The sequence below is a fragment of the Kitasatospora terrestris genome, from assembly GCF_039542905.1.
In the GTDB taxonomy this organism is placed as follows: Bacteria; Actinomycetota; Actinomycetes; order Streptomycetales; family Streptomycetaceae; genus Kitasatospora; species Kitasatospora terrestris.
The window spans coordinates 4,194,921-4,212,010 of the sequence record NZ_BAABIS010000001.1; the positions used below are offsets into that span (position 1 = coordinate 4,194,921).

Annotated in this window: 15 protein-coding genes; 5 read left to right on the top strand and 10 right to left on the bottom strand. The window is 73.7% G+C overall.

Annotated elements, in window-relative coordinates; translation table 11 throughout:
- Positions 1–29: 29 nt before the first annotated feature.
- From ABEB06_RS19415 to ABEB06_RS19425, 3 genes are all read right to left on the bottom strand, one after another.
- Positions 30–677: a hypothetical protein gene (locus tag ABEB06_RS19415; protein WP_345698131.1), complete on the bottom strand. Its 648-nt coding sequence runs from the start codon at positions 675–677 to the stop codon at positions 30–32.
- Between the two features lie 44 nt (positions 678–721).
- A complete protein-coding gene (locus tag ABEB06_RS19420) occupies positions 722–1,690 on the bottom strand; it encodes a GntR family transcriptional regulator (RefSeq protein ID WP_345701906.1) in 969 nt (322 codons plus the stop codon).
- Positions 1,691–1,875: 185 nt separating this feature from the next.
- A complete protein-coding gene (locus ABEB06_RS19425; protein WP_345698132.1) occupies positions 1,876–2,673 on the bottom strand; it encodes a carbon-nitrogen family hydrolase in 798 nt (265 codons plus the stop codon).
- A gap of 156 nt (positions 2,674–2,829) precedes the next feature.
- Between ABEB06_RS19425 and ABEB06_RS19430 the strand changes: the two genes are divergently transcribed.
- Complete coding sequence (locus tag ABEB06_RS19430) at positions 2,830–3,663, top strand: maleylpyruvate isomerase family mycothiol-dependent enzyme (RefSeq protein ID WP_345698133.1); 834 nt, start codon at positions 2,830–2,832, stop codon at positions 3,661–3,663.
- 153 nt (positions 3,664–3,816) lie between these two features.
- On the top strand, positions 3,817–4,638 hold the full coding sequence (locus tag ABEB06_RS19435) for a BRO-N domain-containing protein (RefSeq protein WP_345698134.1): 822 nt from the start codon (positions 3,817–3,819) through the stop codon (positions 4,636–4,638).
- An 18-nt stretch (positions 4,639–4,656) separates the two neighbouring features.
- On the opposite strand, the gene ABEB06_RS19440 is transcribed toward ABEB06_RS19435, so the two are convergent.
- The 3 genes from ABEB06_RS19440 to ABEB06_RS19450 all read right to left on the bottom strand — a co-directional run bounded on the left by ABEB06_RS19440 (position 4,657) and on the right by ABEB06_RS19450 (position 8,666).
- Complete coding sequence (locus tag ABEB06_RS19440) at positions 4,657–5,985, bottom strand: MFS transporter (protein ID WP_345698135.1); 1,329 nt, start codon at positions 5,983–5,985, stop codon at positions 4,657–4,659.
- A gap of 45 nt (positions 5,986–6,030) precedes the next feature.
- Positions 6,031–7,269: a M64 family metallopeptidase gene (locus ABEB06_RS19445; protein ID WP_345698136.1), complete on the bottom strand. Its 1,239-nt coding sequence runs from the start codon at positions 7,267–7,269 to the stop codon at positions 6,031–6,033.
- 170 nt (positions 7,270–7,439) lie between these two features.
- Complete coding sequence (locus ABEB06_RS19450) at positions 7,440–8,666, bottom strand: benzoate/H(+) symporter BenE family transporter (protein WP_345698137.1); 1,227 nt, start codon at positions 8,664–8,666, stop codon at positions 7,440–7,442.
- A 154-nt stretch (positions 8,667–8,820) separates the two neighbouring features.
- Between ABEB06_RS19450 and ABEB06_RS19455 the strand changes: the two genes are divergently transcribed.
- Complete coding sequence (locus ABEB06_RS19455) at positions 8,821–9,717, top strand: hypothetical protein (protein ID WP_345698138.1); 897 nt, start codon at positions 8,821–8,823, stop codon at positions 9,715–9,717.
- Positions 9,718–9,773: 56 nt separating this feature from the next.
- On the opposite strand, the gene ABEB06_RS19460 is transcribed toward ABEB06_RS19455, so the two are convergent.
- From ABEB06_RS19460 to pdhA, 3 genes are read right to left on the bottom strand one after another with little or no spacing between them, the layout of a single operon-like run.
- Positions 9,774–11,210, bottom strand: a complete 1,437-nt coding sequence (locus ABEB06_RS19460) for a dihydrolipoamide acetyltransferase family protein (RefSeq protein WP_345698139.1) — start codon at positions 11,208–11,210, stop codon at positions 9,774–9,776.
- Between the two features lie 14 nt (positions 11,211–11,224).
- The gene (locus tag ABEB06_RS19465) at positions 11,225–12,199 is read right to left on the bottom strand and encodes an alpha-ketoacid dehydrogenase subunit beta (protein ID WP_425559653.1); all 975 of its coding nucleotides are present in this window, start codon (positions 12,197–12,199) and stop codon (positions 11,225–11,227) included.
- Positions 12,199–13,347: a pyruvate dehydrogenase (acetyl-transferring) E1 component subunit alpha gene (gene pdhA / locus ABEB06_RS19470; RefSeq protein ID WP_345698140.1), complete on the bottom strand. Its 1,149-nt coding sequence runs from the start codon at positions 13,345–13,347 to the stop codon at positions 12,199–12,201. The genes ABEB06_RS19465 and pdhA overlap by 1 nt, the downstream gene beginning before the upstream one ends.
- Positions 13,348–13,662: 315 nt before the next feature.
- On the opposite strand from pdhA, the gene ABEB06_RS19475 reads away from it, so the two are divergent.
- Both ABEB06_RS19475 and ABEB06_RS19480 read left to right on the top strand, forming a co-directional pair.
- Positions 13,663–14,322, top strand: coding sequence for a response regulator (locus ABEB06_RS19475; RefSeq protein ID WP_345698141.1), 660 nt, complete (start codon positions 13,663–13,665; stop codon positions 14,320–14,322).
- A gap of 56 nt (positions 14,323–14,378) precedes the next feature.
- The gene (locus tag ABEB06_RS19480) at positions 14,379–15,467 is read left to right on the top strand and encodes a phosphotransferase enzyme family protein (RefSeq protein ID WP_345698142.1); all 1,089 of its coding nucleotides are present in this window, start codon (positions 14,379–14,381) and stop codon (positions 15,465–15,467) included.
- Positions 15,468–15,519: 52 nt separating this feature from the next.
- On the opposite strand, the gene ABEB06_RS19485 is transcribed toward ABEB06_RS19480, so the two are convergent.
- Positions 15,520–16,983 carry a protein kinase domain-containing protein gene (locus ABEB06_RS19485; protein ID WP_425559785.1) on the bottom strand — a complete coding sequence of 488 codons (1,464 nt, stop codon included), beginning with the start codon at positions 16,981–16,983 and terminating at the stop codon, positions 15,520–15,522.
- Between the last annotated feature and the right edge of the window lie 107 nt (positions 16,984–17,090).

Here is a 17,090-nt window from a genome sequence, read left to right on the forward strand (position 1 = left end):
GGACCCGGCCGGATCTGCCGGGCCGGCCGCTAGGCGAAGACGACCATCGACCCCTGCGTGACGCTGCGGGTGGCCGCCGCGTAGAGGCCGGCCCAGGCGTGCCGCTCGCGCGCGTAGGGGTGGAGGTCGTCGATCGGCGGCCCGAACGGCTGCTCCAGCTCGGTCGGCCCCAACGGCCGGGTCGGCACGGGCGGGTTGAGCACGTCGATACCCAACACCGGTGCCACCGCCTGCAGTTCCCGCAGCAGCCCGAACGAGGAGCCGAGCGGGCCACCGGCCGCCAGCAGGCCGTCGTCCACCAGCGGCAGCTGGAAGTCGACCGGGACGTAGGCGCCGGCGTGGTCGAAGTGCCAGACCAGGTGCGACTGCTCGGCCGTGGACTCGAACATCTCCAGCAGCTGCTCGTAGTCGCCGCCGAGCGCGTCCACCGGGGTGATCTCGAAGCCGGTGATGCCCAACAGGTAGGCCCGGCGCAGGAAGTGGAGCGAGTCGTAGTCGAAGGCGGCTATCGGCTCCACCTCGCCGCTGAACCCCGGCACGTACTGGTGGACCGGGACGGCCGGCAGGCCGTTCGAGGCCAGCACGCCGTTGTAGCGGTCGAGGTCGTCCCGGAAGGGGTTCTCCGGGCTGTGGGTCAGGACGTCCACGAGCGGGACGAGCCAGAGGTCGCAGGCCATGGCCGGCTCATCCTCCTCCGAGAGGCGGGCAACGACGGCTCACCCTACCGGCCGGGCGCGGGCTCCCCGCTCCCCCCTCCGAACCGGCCCAGCGGATGCGGCGGCCCCTCCAGCCGGCCCGGCGGCAGATGCCTGGGCATCGGCACCCGGCCCAGCCCGACCTCGGTCACCGTCTCGGCGACCACCTCCGCGACCACCTCGCCCGACGCCTGCTCCGCCGGACCCCCGAGGGGCTGCTCCGGCACCAGCGGCGGCGTCTCCGGGTCGCGCAGCAGGGGCAGCACCGCCACCGACTCCAGCGTCCTGCCGAGCAGCCGGGCCAGCAGCCGGACGGTGAACAGGTTGTAGTCGTTGATGATCCGGTGCGCGCCGGCCTGGTCCCGGTCCTCGATCCGGTCGACCAGCTCGCCGTGCCGGTCCCAGCAGACCCCGCTCAGGTCGCCGGCCGCCCGCAGGTGCGGGGCGGCGAACATCCAGGACTGCACCCGCAGCCAGCCCAGGTACCCGGCGATCCGGTCGTTGCACAGCAGCGCCGCCGCCTCCTGCCAGAACCGCAGGTCGCAGCCGACCAGCACGTCCAGCTGGCCGGAGCGCGAGGCGCGCACCGCGGCGTCCGCCCGGCGGCGCAGCGAGGACAGCCGCGCCCAGTCGTACCGGCCGATCCGGCCGGACAGGTGGCGCAGCGCGTTGTCGGTCAGCAGCGTGCGGGCCTCGAAGATCTCCAGGAAGTCGTCCCAGTCGAAGGACGGGACGGTGAAGCCGCGGTGGTGCTCGGCGGTGAGCAGCCCCTGGGCGGCCAGGTCCACCAGCGCCTCGCGCGCCGGGGTGGCGGAGACGCCGTACAGGTCGGCGATCTCCTTCACGGTGAAGTTCCGGCCGGCCGGGAAACGGCCCGCCATCAGCTCCTCGCGCAGGGCGTCGGCGATCTGCTCCCGGAGGCTGTTGCGGCGGATCGCCGACCGACCGTCGCCGGAACGGCTCGCCGAACTCCCGAACAGGCCGCTGCCGACCATCACCCACCCCCTCCCGCCCCGCCTGCCCGACCCCGGTCGTGCTCGCAAAATCGCGCACAGGGTACCCAACGGCCCCAATCCGGACCAAGCCCCCCGCTCGCGCGCCGCCGGAGCGGGCCCCGGGCCGGGCCCCGGGCGGGCCCTCGGCGGCGAGCCCGGCGACGCGCGGGCCGGTGGTGCGCGTGCTAGCGCTGGACGGGGGCCGGGATGCCGAGCAGGCGGTCCCGGTGCACCGGGAACTCGGCGCGGGCCTTGGCCACCTCCGCCGGGTCGAACTCCACCGTCAGCACCTGCTCGTCCGCGCCCGCCTCGGCCAGCACCCGGCCCCACGGGTCCACCACGATGCTGTGCCCGCCCTGCTCGACGCCGCCGTGCGTCCCCGCGGTGTTGCAGGCCAGCACGTACGCCTGCTCCTCCACCGCGCGGGCCCGGGCCAGCAGCGTCCAGTGCTCCACCCGCCGGGCCGGCCACGCCGCCGGGACCACCAGCAGCTCCGCACCGGCGTCCAGCAGCGCCCGGAACAGCTCCGGGAAGCGCAGGTCGTAGCAGGTCGCCAGGCCCAGCGTGGCGAAGTCGGCGGCGGCCGTGACGATCTCCTGCCCGGCGCCCATCACCACGGCCTCGCCGCTGTCGAAGCCGAAGCGGTGGATCTTGCGGTAGGTGTGCACCAGCTCGCCGTCCGGGGCGAACAGCAGCGAGGTGTTGTAGATCGGCCCGTCCGGATCCCGTTCGACGATCGACCCGGCGTGCAGCCAGGCCCCGATCGACTTCGCCGCCGCCGACATCGCCTCCGCGGTCGGCCCGTCCAGCGGCTCGGCGCCGTCGGACCACAGCTCGTACGCGAAGCCGCCCAGCGGCCACAGCTCGGGCAGCACGACCAGGTCGGCGCCCGCCTGGGCACGGACCACGGCCGCCGCCCGGGCCCGCCGCTCGGCGGCCGGCTCGGCGTCGGAGACCGCGAGTTGGATCAATGAAGCGCGCACAGTACCACCGTCCACGGCAAGAGTCCTACGATCGTCACCCGAAAGCGCTGCCCTGCGCTCACCGGGCAGCGTAACGTGCCGGTAGCGCGTCCGCCCGGAGGTCCCGACGGCCCGGGGCGGCGCCGGACGGAAGCTGACGGAGGGCCGGAGATTCCCGTGACGGACAACCAGACCGTGCAGGCGCACATCGACGCGTGGACCCACTCCATCGAAGCGATATCCGAGCTGCTCGCCCCGCTCCCCACCGACGCGTGGAACCGCCCCACCGAGTGCCCCGGCTGGTCGGTCCGCGACGTCGTCTCGCACATCATCGGCTTCGAGTCCGAGCTGCTCGGCGACCCCCGGCCGATCCACGCCCTCCCGAGCGACCTGCGGCACGTCACCACCGAGACCGCCCGCTACCTGGAGCTGCCGGTCGACAAGCGGCGCTGCCACACCCCCGTCGAGATCACCAGCGAGCTCGAGTACACGATCATCCGGCGCTCGCGCGCCCTGCGGAACGCCCGCCACCAGCCCACCGACCTGGTCCGCCTGCCGCTCGGCCCGCAGGGCGAGGAGGTCCCGTACGTCGAGCTGCTGCGCAAGCGCGTCTTCGACGTCTGGGTGCACGAGCAGGACCTCCGCCGCGCCCTGCGCGAGCCCGGCAACCTGGCCTCCCCCGGTGCCCTGGTCACCCGCGACCTGCTGCTCTCCGGCCTCCCGCTGGTCGTCGCCAAGCAGGCCGGCGCCCCGGCCGGCACCACCCTCGCCGTCGAGGTCACCGGCCCGGTGGAGTTCCTGCGCACCGTCCGCGTCGACGCGGACGGGCGCGGCACCGCCGACGAGTCGGTGACCCTCGCCCCGGACGCCCGGCTCACCCTCGACTGGGAGACCTACCTCCGCCTCGCCTGCGGCCGCGTCCGCCCCGAGGCAGTCACGGACCGTGTCCACATCCAGGGCGACCACGAACTGTCGACGAGGGTCCTGGCCAACTTCTCACTGACGCCCTAATCAGACGGGTTACATGTGACTAGTGGCATTGGTCGTTAGAACACTCCGGTGCCGCACTTCGCACCTCCGCACGGCGACGGCTGGCCGTCGCCCTCACCCGTTCGGCCTCGTTTGACCGGGCAGCCCATCACCGAGAGTGAAGGAGGGGCTGCCTTGAAGAACGAGGCCGACATGGTGCTGGTGCACTCCAGCTTCCCCGTCACGGGTCAACCGATCCGGGTCGTGGTCATCGACGGCGACCCGTGGTTCGCGACCGCGGACGTCTGCAGGATCCTCGGCATCGCCAACCCGCGCGACGCCGCCGGCGGTCTCCGGCCGGAGCACCGGCAGACCGTGAATACCGTCGGCATTACCGTCGCCGAAACCGACGGTAATACCGAACCCGCAGGTCAGCTGCCCCGCAGGCGCGGAAACCCGGTCCTCGGCGTGATCAGCGAGGCGGGGCTGTACACGCTCCTGATGCGATCGAACAAGCACGCCGCGCGGCCGTTCCAGGAATGGGTGACCGGTGACCTCCTGCCGTCGATCCGACGGGGCGACGCGGACGTCCCGTGGCACCGGGAGCGGATGGCCGAGACCCTCGCCGAGGCGATCGGGCAGCGGGTGGACGTGCTCGCCGAGTTCGACCACGACACCGCGTTCGCGATCAACGTTCGCTCGGACGGGACGGTGCACTGCCGGCACGGCGAGATGGAGTTCGTGGTGCCCGCGCCCGAGGAGGACAGCGGGCCGCCGTACGGCGGGTACTTCCGCTGCCCGAGCGTGGAGCGGGTGGGGATCCGCGGCGGCCGGGCGCTCCCCCGGTGCGCCAAGCTGAAGCTGGTGGACCTGACCACGCACCTGGCGCACGCGCGGCTCCAGGAGCCCCGCCGCCAGCCGGACGGCGGCCCGCTGCTGTTCGAGTACGGCAGGGCCCGGATCCACGGCGAGGCGCCGGACATCGCGGCGCTGCTCAGGGAGATGGGCGAGCTGTAGGAAGCGGCGGTTCCGGGCTCAGCCCGGGACCGCCGCGGTCTTCCGGCGCAGGCGCAGGATCATGCCGGTGCCGGCCGCCAGCGGCAGGAACTGGAAGCAGAAGGCCAGCCGGTACGCGTGGGCCGAGTAGCCGTCCCCGTCCGAGAGCAGGTCGAGCAGGACGCCGATCCCGAGCAGGGTCACCATCGCCCCGATGAAGCCGCCCATGTTGGCGATGCCGGAGGCGGTGCCCATCCGTTCGGCGGGGTTGGACGAGCGGGCGTAGTCGAGGCCGATCAGCGAGGCGGGTCCGTTGCTGCCCATCACCACCAGCAGCAGCACCAGCAGCCACGGCGGCGGATGCCCGCCCGACCAGGCCAGGGTGACGGCCCAGCCGAGCGCGGTGACGCCGAGCACGGTCAGCGTGATCGGCATCCGCAGCGCGGCGGAGCGCGAGACCAGCCGTCCGAAGAGCAGGCCGAACGCCATGCTGCTGAGCACCAGCAGGCTGAGCATGCCGCCCGCCCCGGCGCGGGTCATGCCCTGGCCCTCGACCAGGTAGGGCAGGCCCCAGAGCAGGCCGAACGCGGCGGCGGGGAAGGCGGTGGTGAAGTGCACCCACATGCCGAGCCGGGTTCCGGGCTCGCGCCAGGAGTCGCGGATCTGCCGCCGGACCGACAGCCGGCGCACCGGCTCGACCGGGAGCACCGACGTCCCGGGCGGGCCTTCCCGCAGCAGCAGGGCGACCAGGGCGAAGACGGCCGTGCCGGCCACCGCGATGGTGCCGAAGGTGCGGGTCCAGCCCTGGCTGTGCAGGGCCTGGGCGAGGACGACCGTGGTGACCAGGTTGCCGCCGGTGCCGACCAGGCCGGTGAGCTGGGCGACCAGCGGGTTGCGGGCGGGCGGGAACCAGCGGGCGGCGACCCGCAGGACGCTGATGAAGGTCATCGCGTCGCCGCAGCCGAGCACCGCCCGGGAGACCAGCGCGGGCCCGTACCCGGTGGAGAGCGCGAAGGCGAGCTGTCCGCCGCTCATCAGCAGGACGCCGAGCAGCAGCACCCGGCGCGGTCCGAAGCGGTCGACCAGCAGCCCGACCGGGATCTGCATGGCCGCGTAGACCAGCACCTGGAGGATCGAGAAGGTGGCGAGCGCGGACGCGCCGATGCCGAAGCGGGCGGTGGCGTCCAGTCCGGCGACGCCGAGGCTGGTGCGGTGCACCACGGCGAGGACGTAGACGGAGCACCCGATCGCCCAGGCGGCCCAGGCGGCCCGGCCACCGGGCGGCAGGACGGCCTCGGCGGCGCGGCGGGGGCGGGGCACGGATACGGAGGGTGCGGACTGTGCGGTGCCTGCTGGGTCCACGGTCATAGTGGAACCAGGCTAGTCATCCCATCAAATGATCAATTGTCCGGGTCACCCGGTGAGCGTCCAGCTCGCCGTGCGGGTCATGAACTGGTCGCGGAAGGCCTCGTCGCGCACCCAGTCGGTGGTGTCCCGGACGGTCGCCGTGACGACGGTCTTCCGACCGGGGGCCAGGGCCAGCGTCGAGGTGTCCAGCCAGGTCCGGTCGGCGGCGGTCGGTTCGACCGGCTGCCCGTCGACCGTCCAGTCGACCCGGAGCTGGCGCGGGCCGGTCAGCGGGAGCGGGTGGACGGCCAGCCGGGGGCGGCCGTCGACCGGTCCGGCGGCGGGTTCGGGCGCGTCCACCGGGCGGACCCGGCGGTAGATCTGCTCCAGGATCGCCTCCCGCGAGGGCAGGTTGTACGTGCCGCCCAGGGTGCGCATCACCGAGTCCGGGGTGGGCCGGTACAGGCCGTTGGCGCTGCGGTACGCACCGACCGGGCCGCCGCCGTCCGGCGAGGGGGCGTCCAGCCAGCGCCACCACTTGGTGTGGGTCCGGCGCATCTCGTCCGCGTCCGCGGTGGACAGGTTGGGGTAGTCCGGGTCGGTCGGGGCGCTGTCGTACTCGTCGCCCAGGTCGCCGATGGTGTGGCCTATCTCGTGCTGGATGATCCGCCCGGCGTCCGGGCTGCCGCCGGCCAGCGTGGTCACCCCGGTGCCGCCGGCGCCGCCGTACTCGGTGGAGTTGGCCAGCGCGATCAGGTACTGCGGCCCCTCGCCCTCGCCTGCGTACCGGGCGGTGGCGTTCTCGTCGGCGCAGAGCAGCCGGGCGGTGCCCTCGCACCAGAAGTGCATGCCCAGCGGGGTGCTGGTGGAGCGGCCGGCGCTCTCGCTCTCGGCGATGCCCGAGACGGTGGAGACCACGTCCACCCGCCTTATGTTGAAGAACGACTGGTACGAGCGGAACGGCTCGATCTCCAGCAGCGCCCGCCAGGTCCGGTCGGCCTGATCCCGGAAGAGCGGCTGCTGGGCGTCGGTGTACCCGTCGCCCAGCAGCACCAGGGTGATCCGGTTGCCCGGGTCGCCGGAGAGCTTCAGGTCGACGGTGGGCGCCGCGCCGGGGGCGCGCAGGTCGGCGGCGCGGGGCCGGTTCGGCGGGACGGCGCGGTCGGTCACCGGGCCGACCGGGGGTCCTATCACCGCGGACGGGGCGGGCGACGCCAGCTCCAGAACCGCGGGCAGCACCGCCGCGGCGGCGAGCACCAGGGCGGCGGCGGTCCGCATCACGGGGCCGGGATTGCCAGGCGTCATACGCGGGCGCCCTCCGTACGACGGCCACCCGGCGGGACGCGCGGGTGGGTGGTCGCACAGACGTACCCATGGACGGCGCACACGGCTCGCCGCGTGCCCCCGGCTCCCCCGCGCGGCCCAACCGGACGACCCGCCCGGCCCTCCCGGGAGGCGCCCGGGGGGCGCGGCCGCTAGCGGCGGCGCGCGGTCAGCACCACGTGGGTGGCCACGCCCAGCAGGAGGCCCCAGAACGGCGCGCCGATGCCGAGGACGCTCATCCCCGAGGCGGTCGCCAGGAAGGTCACCACCGCGCCGTCGCGGCCGCCCTCGTCGGCCACCGCGGCGGCCAGGCTGCCCTGGAAGGCGGCCAGCAGGGCGACGCCGGCGATCACCGCGATCAGCGCGTGCGGCAGACCGGTGAACAGGCTGACCAGCATCCCGCCGAAACTGCCCACCACCAGGTACAGCACGCCGGCCGACATCCCGGCGACGTACCGGCGGCGCGGGTCCGGGTGGCTCTCCGGGCTGGTGCAGATCGCGGCGGTGATCGCGGCCAGGTTGACGCCCGGCGAGCCGAACGGCGCCAGCAGCACCGACAGGCCACCGGTCGCGCCGATCAGCAGCCGGTCGTCCGGCCGGTAGCCGGAGGCCCGCATGATGGCCAGGCCCGGCGCGTTCTGCGAGGCCAGCGCCACGATGGTGAGCGGCAGCGCCAGGCCGACCAGCGAGGCCCAGGAGAACGCCGGCACGGTGAGCACCGGCCGGACCGGCCCGCCGTCGCCCAGGTGCACCGGCAGCCCCACCGTGGCCGCCGCCAGCCCCGCGCCGACCAGCAGTGCCACCGGCACCGCGTACCGGGGCAGCAGCCGCTTGGCGACCAGGAACGCGGCGAAGCTGCCGAGCACCAGCACCGGGGCCGCCTTGAGCTCGGCGAAGATGCCCGCGCCGAAGGTGAACAGGATGCCCGCCAGCATCGCGTTGACGATCCCCACCGGTATCGCCCGGATCAGCCGCCCGAACAGCCCGGTCACCCCGAAGACCGCCACCGCCACGCTGCTCACCAGGAAGGCGCCGACCGCCTCCCGGTACGGGAAGGCACCGAGGCTCGCCACCAGCAGCGCCGCCCCCGGGGTGGACCAGGCGGTGATCACCGGGGTGCGGGTCCACCAGCTGAGCAGCAGGCAGGTCAGGCCGCTGCCGATGGACACCGCCCAGATCCAGGACGCCGTGTGCGCCTGGTCCAGCCGCCCGGCGGCCGCTGCCGCCAGCACCACCACCAGCGGGCCGGAGAACGACACCGCGATGCACACCAGCCCCGCCAGAAGCGCCGGCAGCGACGCGTCCCGCCGCAGCGAGGGCCGCGGCCCCTGCTCCCCGAGCGCCGCCCCGACCCGCGTCACCGTTCCCTGTTCCGTCACCCCGGCAGTATTCCGGAGCCCTTGCCGGGGGCCCGGAAAATTTCTCCGGAACCACCTGCAACCCCCTCGGGGGATGCACGTCTATCAGGGTGAAGGCGCGGGAAGCGCCCGGCTCCGAAAATCACCCAGCTCACCGTCCGGGGGGACCCCTGTCATGCGTACGTCCGCTATCTCCCGATTTGTCGCCACCTCCGCCGCCACCCTCACCCTCGGCGTCGCCCTCCCGCTGCTGGCCTCCACCCCGGCCTCCGCCTGCGGCGACCAGCCGGACACCACCGCCGTCTCCGCCCCGGCCCCGGGCGGCCTGGCGCAGGCGGACGGAGCCGGCGCGGCCCCGGCCGAGAAGGTGGAGCACAAGGGCGTGCTGTCCGTCTCGGTCCTCAAGGCCCCCACCACCGTGGCGGTCGGCGCGGAGCCGCAGGAGGTCTCGGTCGACATCACCAACAACACCGACGGCGCCTACTCGGCCGTCCGCCCGTCCTTCGCGATGAACAACCCGCGCGGCGGACTGGAGATCCCCGACCTCACCGTGGAGTGGTGGAACCGCGGCGCCTGGCGGCCGATGGCGCTGCGGCACAGCTGCGACCCGACGGTCTGGGTGCGCGACGACGCCATGCCCACCTTCGGCCTCGGCAAGGGCGAGACCGCCCACATGCGCTACCGCTTCGGCGTCTCGGCGAAGCTGCCGAAGAACGTCACGGCCGTCGTCATCGGGCTCGGCGCCCTGGCCGAGGACGACAAGATCTCGGACTTCACGAACCTCGACATCAAGGTCGACCGCCCGAAGCCGGCCCCCGCCCCGACCGCTCCCGCCCCGGCGAAGCCGACCGCGGTGCCCGCCGCGGCCACCTCTGCCCCCGCGACCGCCCCCGCCGCGACGCCGACCACGGCTGCGCCCGCCACCCCCGCCACCCCCGCGACCACCGCTCCGCAGGAGCTGGCGTCCACCGGGCCGTCGAAGGCCACCGGGTTCCTGGTGTGGTCGGCCGGCGCGATGCTGCTGCTCGGTGGTGCGGTGCTGTACGGCGTCAAGCGGTTCGCCGAGCGCTGAGCACGCGGAAGGGCCCCGCTCCCTGGGGAGCGGGGCCCTTCGCCGTTCGCGGGGTGTCAGCCCCAGGTGATCAGGCGCTTCGGGTACTCCAGGATCGCCGCCACGTCGGCGAGGACCTTGGAGCCGAGCTCGCCGTCGACCAGGCGGTGGTCGAAGGAGAGCGCGAGGGTGGTGACCTGGCGCGGCACCACCTTGCCCTTGTGCACCCACGGCATGTCCCGGACCGCGCCGAAGGCGAGGATGGCCGCCTCGCCCGGGTTGAGGATCGGGGTGCCGGTGTCGACGCCGAAGACGCCGACGTTGGTGATGGTGATCGAGCCGCCGGTCATGTCGCCGGGCGAGGTCTTGCCCTGGCGGGCGGTCTCGACCAGCTCGCCCAGCGAGATCGCCAGCTGCGAGAGCGTCTTCGACCCGGCGTCCTTGATATTCGGGACGATCAGGCCGCGCGGGGTGGCCGCGGCGATGCCGAGGTTGACCGCACCCTTGAGGACGATCTCCTGGGCCGCCTCGTCCCAGCTGGCGTTGATCTCCGGGTGGCGCTTGACCGCGGTCAGCAGCGCCTTGGCGACCAGCAGCAGCGGGCTGACCCGCACGCCCGCGCCCAGTTCGCCGCTCTCCTTGAGCTTGCGGACCAGCTTCATCGTGCGGGTCACGTCGACCTGGACGAACTCGGTGACGTGCGGCGCGGTGAAGGCCGAGGAGACCATGGCCGCGGCGGTCGCCTTGCGCACGCCCTTGACCGGGATCCGCACGTCCCCGGCGGCGGAGGCCACCGGGACCGGCTGCTCGACGGCCGGGGCCGCGACGACCGCCGGCTGCTCGACCGCGGCGACGGCGACCGGAGCCGGCGCCGGAGCGGCGGCGGCGTGCACGTCCTCGCGGGTGATCACACCGCCCGGGCCGGTCGGGGTGACCGCCCGCAGGTCGATGCCGAGGTCCTTGGCGAGCTTGCGCACCGGCGGCTTGGCCAGCGGGCGGTCGTCGCCCGCCGACTGGGCCGGCAGCACCGGGACGGGCGCCGGGACCGGGACGGCGGCAGGCGCGACCGGGGCGGCCACCGGCGGGGTGACGGGCGCGACCGGCGCGGCGGTGGTCCGGCGGGCCCGGCGCTGGGCGGTGCCGGTGCGCGGGCCGTAGCCGACCAGCACCTCGCGGCGCTCCGGCTCGGTCTCGGCGGCCGGAGCGGCAGCGGCGGGAGCCGCAGCCACGGGCGCGGCGGCCTCGGCCGGGGCGGCGCCCTCGACGGCGACCGCGATGATCGAGGTACCGACGTCGACGGTGGCGCCCGCCGGGAAGTGCAGCGCCTCGACCACGCCGGTGAACGGGATCGGCAGCTCGACGGCGGCCTTGGCGGTCTCGACCTCGCAGACCACCTGCCCGTCGGTGACGGTGTCGCCCGGCTTGACGTACCAGGTGAGGATCTCGGCCTCGGTGAGGCCCTCGCCCACGTCGGGCATCTTGAACTCGCGGAGCGAGCGAACAGCGTTGGTCATTCTCGCTCTCCGGTTCAGAAGGCCAGCGCGCGGTCGACGGCGTCGAGCACGCGGTCCAGGTCGGGCAGGAAGGTCTCCTCCACCCGGGACGGCGGGTACGGGGCGAAGTAGCCGCCGACCCGCAGGATCGGCGCCTCCAGGTGGAAGAAGCACTTCTCGGTCAGGCGGGCGGCGAGCTCGGCCCCGATGCCCATGAAGACCGGCGCCTCGTGCACCACGATGCCGCGGCCGGTCCGCTTGACCGACTCCTCCAGGGTCGCGAAGTCGATCGGCGACAGCGAGCGCAGGTCGACGACCTCGAGCCGGCGGCCGTCCTCCTCGGCGGCCGCGGCGGCCTCCTGGCAGACCTTGACCATCGGGCCGTACGCGATCAGGGTCGCGTCGGTGCCGGGGCGCACCACCTTGGCCGAGTGCAGCGGGATCATCGGATCGTCGCCGACCTCGCCCTTGTCCCAGTAGCGGCGCTTGGGCTCCAGGAAGATCACCGGGTCGTCCGACTCGATGGACTGGCGGAGCATCCAGTGCGCGTCGTGCGCGTTGGACGGGGTGACCACCCGCAGACCGGCGGTGTGCGCGAAGTACGACTCGTGCGACTCGCTGTGGTGCTCGACCGCGCCGATGCCGCCGCCGTACGGGATGCGGACGGTGATCGGGAGCTTGACGTGGCCGAGCGCGCGGGCGTGCATCTTGGCCAGCTGGCAGACGATCTGGTCGAAGGCCGGGTAGACGAAGCCGTCGAACTGGATCTCCACCACCGGGCGGTAGCCGCGCAGCGCGAGGCCGATCGCGGTGCCCATGATGCCGGCCTCGGCGAGCGGGGTGTCGATCACCCGGTCGTCGCCGAAGTCCTTCTGCAGGCCGTCGGTGATCCGGAAGACGCCACCGAGCTTGCCGATGTCCTCGCCCATCAGGACGGTCTTCGGGTCGCTCTCGAGCGACTTGCGCAGCGCCTCGTTGAGCGCCTTGGCGATGCTGAGCTGACCGGTCATCAGTGGTGCTCCCCACCCTCGAAGGAGGCCGCGTACTCGACGAACTCCGCGCGTTCCTCGTCCACCAGCGTGTGCGGCTCGCTGTACACGTGGTCGAAGATCAGGGTCGGGTCCGGGTCCGGCATCGAGCGCACGCCCTCGCGCACCCGCAGGCCCAGCTTCTCGCTCTCGGCCTCGACCTCGGCGAAGAACGCCTCGTCGGCCAGGCCCTCCTTGTCCAGGTAGGCCTTCAGGCGCAGGATCGGGTCCTTGGCCTTCCACGCCTCGGTCTCCTCGGAGAGCCGGTAGCGGGTCGGGTCGTCGGAGGTGGTGTGCGCGCCCATCCGGTAGGTGAAGGCCTCCACCAGCACCGGGCCCTGGCCGCTGCGGGCGTGGTCGAGCGCCCAGCGGGTGACCGCGAGGCAGGCGAGCACGTCGTTGCCGTCCACCCGGACGCCCGGGAAGCCGAAGCCGGAGGCGCGGCGGTAGAGCGGGACGCGGGTCTGCATGGTGGTGGGCTCGGAGATCGCCCACTGGTTGTTCTGGCAGAAGAAGACCACCGGGCTGTTGTAGACCGAGGCGAAGGTGAAGGCCTCGTTGACGTCGCCCTGGCTGGAGGCGCCGTCGCCGAAGTAGGCGATCACCGCGTCGTCCGCGCCGTCCTTGGTGATGCCCATCGCGTAGCCGGTCGCGTGCAGGGTCTGCGCGCCGATCACGATGGTGTACAGGTGGAAGTTCTTCTCGTTCGGGTCCCAGCCGCCGTGGTTCACGCCGCGGAACATGCCGAGCAGGTTCAGCGGGTCGACGTCGCGGCACCAGGCCACACCGTGCTCGCGGTAGGTCGGGAAGGCGTAGTCGCCGGGACGCATCGCGCGCCCCGAACCGACCTGGGCCGCCTCCTGGCCGAGCAGCGAGGCCCACAGGCCCAGCTCGCCCTGGCGCTGCAGCGAGGTCGCCTCGGCGTCGAAGCGCCGGACCAGCACCAGGTCCCGGTAGAGCCCGCGGAGCTCCTCCGGGGTGGTCGTCAGCGGGAAGTCCGGGTGCTCGACGCGCTCGCCTTCCGGCGTGAGCAGCTGTACGAGCTCCGGCGCGGCGCCCGAGCCGGCCTGCTTGTCAGGGACGGAGGGGGCCGCCTTCTTGCGCGCCCTCGCCGTGCTTTTGACAGTCACGTTCACTCCTCGGTCTGTCCGGCCGCCCGGGGTCGCCGGTGACCGGTCCGGTCACCGCCCCGTACGAATGCGTGGGTGTACGCACCGACTGCGGGGCAGGTGGTGTTCCGATTCCGACGGCGTCCCTCACGAGAACGTTACCCAGCGCCGCCCTTAGGCGCGCTTGAGCTAGGACGTCCTAGTTGTTCTCTCTCGATCGCCGCAGGTGTGGTGCGGCTCCCATTTCCGGTGCCGTCGGGACACCAGCGCACGGTATCCGGGCAGCGGCCCGAACGTAAGGGGGTAACAGGCATCGATTTGTGCGAGGCTTTGCAAATGACTGATAACGGACAAATCCGGGTGTTTCTACTCGATGATCACGAGGTGGTGCGACGGGGCGTCCACGACCTTCTGTCCATGGAGGGCGACATCGCGGTGGTCGGCGAGGCCGGAACGGCCGCCGAGGCGCTGACCCGCATCCCGGCGGTCCACCCGGACGTGGCGGTGCTGGACGTCCGGCTGCCGGACGGCAACGGGGTGGAGGTCTGCCGCGAGGTCCGCTCCATGGACCCCTCGATCCGCTGCCTGATGCTCACCTCCTTCTCCGACGACGAGGCGCTGTTCGACGCGATCATGGCCGGGGCTTCGGGATATGTCCTGAAAGCGATCCGCGGCACCGACCTGCTCTCGGCCGTGCGCGACGTCGCGGCGGGCAAGTCGCTGCTCGACCCGATCGCGACCAGCCGGGTGCTGGAGCGGCTGCGCGACGGGGGCGAGAAGGAGGACGAGCGGCTCGCCCAGTTGACGAAGCAGGAGCGCCGGATCCTCGACCTGATCGGCGAGGGCATGACCAACCGGCAGATCGGCAACGAACTGCACCTGGCCGAGAAGACGGTGAAGAACTACGTCAGCAGCCTGCTCGCCAAGATGGGGATGGAGCGGCGGACCCAGGCGGCGGCCTATGTCGCCCGCCACCAGGCCGATCACCAGCACTGATCATATCATTGACGTTCTGTCAAGTCGCCAACCGGCCGAGTATTACGCTCGACCCCGTGACGGACGGTCAGATCATCGCCCTCGCGCCCGCCCGCCCGGACGTGGCCGCACCCCCCGTCGGAACCCTCAGCCCCCCGGTCGCGCACGCCGCCGTGGCCGGGGTGCTGAGCGCCTATCCGACCTCACCACCGCTCTCGGTCGACCCGGTCGCCGAGGGCCTGCTCAACCGCGGGTACCGGGTCACCACCCGGTCCGGCGGCGCCTACTTCCTCAAGTGCTACGTCGACCGGGCCACCGCCGGTCGCGCCGCGATCACCGCGCAGCACCGGGCCAGTGCGGGCCTCGCCGCGCTCGGCCTGCCGGTGGTCCCGCCGCTGCCCGCCCGGGACGGCCGGACGGTCACCGCGCGCGGCGGCCGGCTGTTCGCCCTGTACCCCTGGGTGGAGGGCGAGCACCGGCACGGCACCGACCTCGACCAACCGGGGTGCGCCGGGCTCGGTGCGCTGCTCGGCCGACTGCACGGCGCGCTGGTCGAGGTCTGCGCCCCCGTCCGGCAGCCCGCCGGGGTGCTCTCCGCCGATCCCGAGGAGACCGCCCGGATCGTCGCGGAGCTGCGGGTGCACGCCCGCGAGCACCGCCCGTACGGGGAGCTCGACGCGCTGGTCGAACGGCGGCTGGCGGAGCGGCTGGAGCTGCTCGACACTCACCGGCACCGTCGGCCGGGCCCGGCCGACGCCCCGCCGACCGGCTGGACGCACGGCGACTTCCACGGCCTCAACCTGCTCCACCGGGGCGGCCGGGTGACGGCCGTGCTGGACTGGGACAAGCTCGGGCTGCACCCGGTCGCCGAGGAGGCGGTGCGCGCCGCCACCCTGCTGTTCAACGACCGTGCCACCGGGGTGCTCGACCTGGTCCGGGTCCGGCACTACGCCCGCGCCTACCGCGCCACCGGCGCCGCCGACGCGGCACAGCTGGCCGCCGCCGCCCACCGGGTGTGGTGGGAGCGGCTGAACGACCTGTGGATGCTGCAGTGGCGCTACCAGCGCCGCGACCACCGCGCCGACCCGCTCTTCCCGGCCTCCGCGGGCCAGTTGACCTGGTGGTGCGAGGAGTACGAGCAGGTGCTGGACGCCTTCACCAACTGACCGCCGAGCGGGCCGGCCCGCTCGGCCGGCCCGGTCCGACGGCCGGGACGCGCTACTGCTCGGGCCCGGGCGTGGGGGACTTCACCGGCGGCGGCGCGCTGCTGGCGGCGCTGGGCGACCCCGCGCTGGCCGAGGGCGACGCCGAGCGGGAGGGCGAGGCGGAGGCGCTGCCGCTGGCCGAGGCGCTGGCCGAGGCCGACGGCGAGGCCGACTTCGACGGCGACGCCGAGGGGCTGTAGCTCGGACTCTCCGGCGCCCGGGTGGTGGTCTGCGGCCTGGTGGGCGCCTGGGTGGTCGGCTTCTCCTCGGTCGGCGTGCTCGGCGTGGAGGTGACCGTGGTGACGCTCGGCTGCGGCGCGGGGGTGTTGCCCTGGCCGCCGGACAGCGCGAAGCCGATCCCGGCCCCGACGGCCGCCAGCAGTCCGAGCCCGGCGAGCACCCAGCCCCACTTGCGCGAGCCGTGCCCGTTGCCGCCGTTGCCGCCCCCGCCGTAGCCGTCCTCGGCGCTTCCGCCGGCACCGCCGTAGGGCTGGGCGGGCGTCTGGTACGACATCGCCTCGGTCGGGCCGGTCGCGGCGGCCTTGCCGAGCGGCTCGGTGAGCGCCGTGCCGCCGCTGGGCACGCCCTCGTAGCCCGGGTAGTTGCCGGTGTTCCCGGAGGCGGCCGCGGCCAGCCCGGCCGCGGCGGCGGCAGCGGCGGCCGCACCGGCCGCGTACCCGGCGCCGCCCGCGCCGTGCATCTCGCGCAGCGCGTGCTGGACGTGGGCGCGGAACTCGTCGGCGCTCTGGAAGCGGTCCTCCGGGTTCTTCTCCAACGCCCGCAGCACCAGCGCGTCCAGCTGCGGCGGCACCCGGTCGTTGGCCCGGGAGGGCGCAACCGGCGCGTCCTGGACGTGCTGGTAGACCACCGAGAGCGGGGTGTCGCCGGTGAACGGCGGCCGCAGCGCGAGCAGCTCGTAGAGCATGCAGCCCGCCGCGTAGAGGTCGGAGCGGTGGTCGACCGACTTGCCGAGCGCCTGCTCCGGCGACAGGTACTGCGGGGTGCCCATCACCATGCCGGTCTGGGTCATGGTGGAGGCGGCGCCGGTCAGCGCCCGCGCGATGCCGAAGTCCATCACCTTCACCGCGCCGCTGACGGTGATGATGACGTTGGCGGGCTTGATGTCGCGGTGCACGATGCCGTGCCGGTGGCTGTACGACAGCGCCTCCAGCACCCCGGCGGTGATGATCAGCGCCTGGTCGACCGGCGGCGCCGCCTCGTCCACCAGCAGCTCGCGCACGGTCCGGCCCTCGACCAGCTCCATCACGATGTACGGGGTGGTGTCCCCCGCGTCGTCGTGCTCCTCGCCGGTGTCGTAGACCGCGACGATCGAGTGGTGGTTGAGCGAGGCGACAGATTGCGCCTCCCGGGTGAACCGCAGCCGCGCGGTGTCGTCCTGGGACAGCTCCGGGCGGAGCAGCTTGACCGCGACGGTGCGGCCCAGCCGGATGTCCTGGGCCGCGAAGACCTCCGCCATGCCGCCCCGGCCGAGCCGCTTGGTCAGCCGGTAGCGCCCCTCCCCGACGGTGCCGTACGGGGCCGCCGTGCCGCGCGCGGGCGTGGCCGCGCCGGCGGGCAGCACCG